At 72.9% G+C, this 2,170-nt stretch carries 3 protein-coding genes; all 3 read left to right on the forward strand.

Annotation, left to right across the window (positions count from 1 at the left end; all coding sequences use genetic code 11):
• Positions 1-265: 265 nt before the first annotated feature.
• Positions 266-637, forward strand: a complete 372-nt coding sequence (locus tag VFN12_RS17120; protein ID WP_325119995.1) for a hypothetical protein — start codon at positions 266-268, stop codon at positions 635-637.
• Between the two features lie 14 nt (positions 638-651).
• The gene (locus VFN12_RS17125) at positions 652-1,725 is read left to right on the forward strand and encodes an amidohydrolase family protein (protein ID WP_325119997.1); all 1,074 of its coding nucleotides are present in this window, start codon (positions 652-654) and stop codon (positions 1,723-1,725) included.
• A 43-nt stretch (positions 1,726-1,768) separates the two neighbouring features.
• Positions 1,769-2,170, forward strand: a 402-nt coding sequence (locus VFN12_RS17130; RefSeq protein ID WP_414690061.1) for a GNAT family N-acetyltransferase, incomplete at its 3' end; no start/stop codon positions are given.

Genomic DNA, 2,170 nt, shown 5'->3' on the forward strand with positions numbered 1-2,170 from the left:
GCGCAGAAGAAGGCGGACCAGGAACGGGCCGCCGCGTCCTCCGGCAACCCGTTCGGGCAGCCGCAGGGCGAGGAGGTCGACTACGAGAAGGCCGCCGCCGCCCTCGACCTGCCGAAGGACTTCTCCAAGTTCCTGAAGTGACGAGACGCCCAGCCGAGCGCGAGCGGAGGGAGCGCACGGCGTGGGGCGGCCAGATCGAGAAAGCGACGCGACTGAGGCACGCCGTCGGGCGAGCGCGTCGAATCCAGTGAGACGAGAAGCAGCCATGACCCGAGTCCTCGTCGTCGACGCCGCCAACGTGGTGGGTTCGAGACCCGACGGCTGGTGGAAGGACAGGGCGGGAGCGGCCCGGCGGCTCCACGAGCAGCTGCTGGTCGCCGACACGTCGTACGACGAGATCGTGCTCGTGCTCGAGGGCGCCGCGAAGGGCGGAGCGAAGGCCGGGCAGGACGGTCACGTGCTGACCGTGCACGCGCCCCGCGACGGCGACGCCACGATCGTGGAGCGGGCGCGGCTCGCTGCGCAGCGGGGGAGCGAGGTCACCGTGGTCACGGCCGACCGCTATCTGCGGGCGCGCGTCGAGGGAGTCGGTGCCAGGGCCATGGGACCGTCCTGGCTGCTCGACCAGCTGGCCTGACTATCGTGCCGGGCATGAGCGCGCTCAGGTTCCGCGGACCGGTCCTGCCCGACGGCGAGCCCCGCGACGTGTACGTCGTGGACGGGCAGGTGACCTTCGAGCCGATCGCGTCCGCCGAGCACGTCGTCGACGGGTGGATCGTGCCGGGCCTCGTCGACGCCCACTGCCACGTCGGTCTCGACCAGCACGGGGCCGTCGACGAGGAGACCCAGGAGGAGCAGGCGCTGACCGACCGGGATGCCGGTGCGCTGCTGCTGCGCGACTGCGGGTCGGCCGCCGACACCGCCTGGATCCACGACCGCGACGACCTGCCCCGGCTGATCCGCGCCGGACGGCACCTCGCGCGGACCAAGCGCTACATCCGCGACTACGCCCACGAGGTCGAGCCCGACGAGCTGGCGTCGTACGTCGCCCGGGAGGCACGACGCGGGGACGGCTGGGTGAAGCTGGTCGGCGACTGGATCGAGCGCGACGCCGGCGACCTGGCGCCGTCGTTCCCCGCCGAGACCTTCGCCGAGGCGATCCGGGTGGCCCACGACCACGGCGCCAAGGTGACCGCCCACTGCTTCGGCGAGGCGGTCCTGCCCGGCCTGATCGAGGGCGGCATCGACTGCATCGAGCACGGCACCGGCCTCTCCACCGACCTGATCGACGCGATGGTCGAGCGCGGTACGGCGCTGGTGCCCACGGTGATGCAGCTCAACAACTTCCCGCAGTACGCCGACGCGGCCGGCCAGAAGTTCCCGGCGTACGCCGCCCACATGCGCGACCTCCACGCGCGACGCCGGGAGACGATCATGGCCGCCCACGAGGCGGGCGTCCCGATCTACGCCGGCACCGACGCCGGGGGGGTCCTGCCCCACGGGGGGATCGCCGGTGAGGTGCTGGAGCTCGCCGCCTACGGCTTCACCGCCGAGGCGGCGCTCGGGGCGGCCAGCTGGCGGGCCCGGGAGTGGCTCGGCTGGAACGCCACCCTCGAGGAGGGCGCCCCCGCCGACTTCGTGGTCTACGACCGCGATCCGCTGGCCGACCTGTCGGTCCTCAGGTCGCCGTCCCGGATCGTGCTGCGCGGCCGGGTGGTCGCCTGAAATCCCGTCGCCGTGGCGGTCCCTCTCCGGCCACACTGACCCCATGAGCATCACGGAGGTCTTCCCCGCCCTCGGCCTGCGGATCAAGGCCGGCCCGCTGGAGCTCCGCGGCCTGGTCGACGACGACCTCGCCAGGCTGGCTGCCCTCGCGGAGCGCGGCATCCACGACCCGTCGGCGATGCCCTTCTACCACCCCTGGACCGACGTGCCGGCCGGCCGGCTCGCCGGGAACCTCGTGCAGTACCACTGGCGTACCCGGGCGGACTTCACGCCGGAGAAGTGGGATCTCAACTTCGGGGTCTGGCGGGACGGCGAGCTCCTCAGCACCCAAGGCGTCGCCACCGAGCACTTCCTGGTGACGCGCACGGGGGAGACCGGCTCCTGGCTGGGGCACGAGCACCAGGGCCAGGGGATCGGCACCGCGATGCGGCAGGCGATGTGCGCG

This window comes from Nocardioides sp. (assembly GCF_035703625.1).
In the GTDB taxonomy this organism is placed as follows: Bacteria; Actinomycetota; Actinomycetes; order Propionibacteriales; family Nocardioidaceae; genus Nocardioides.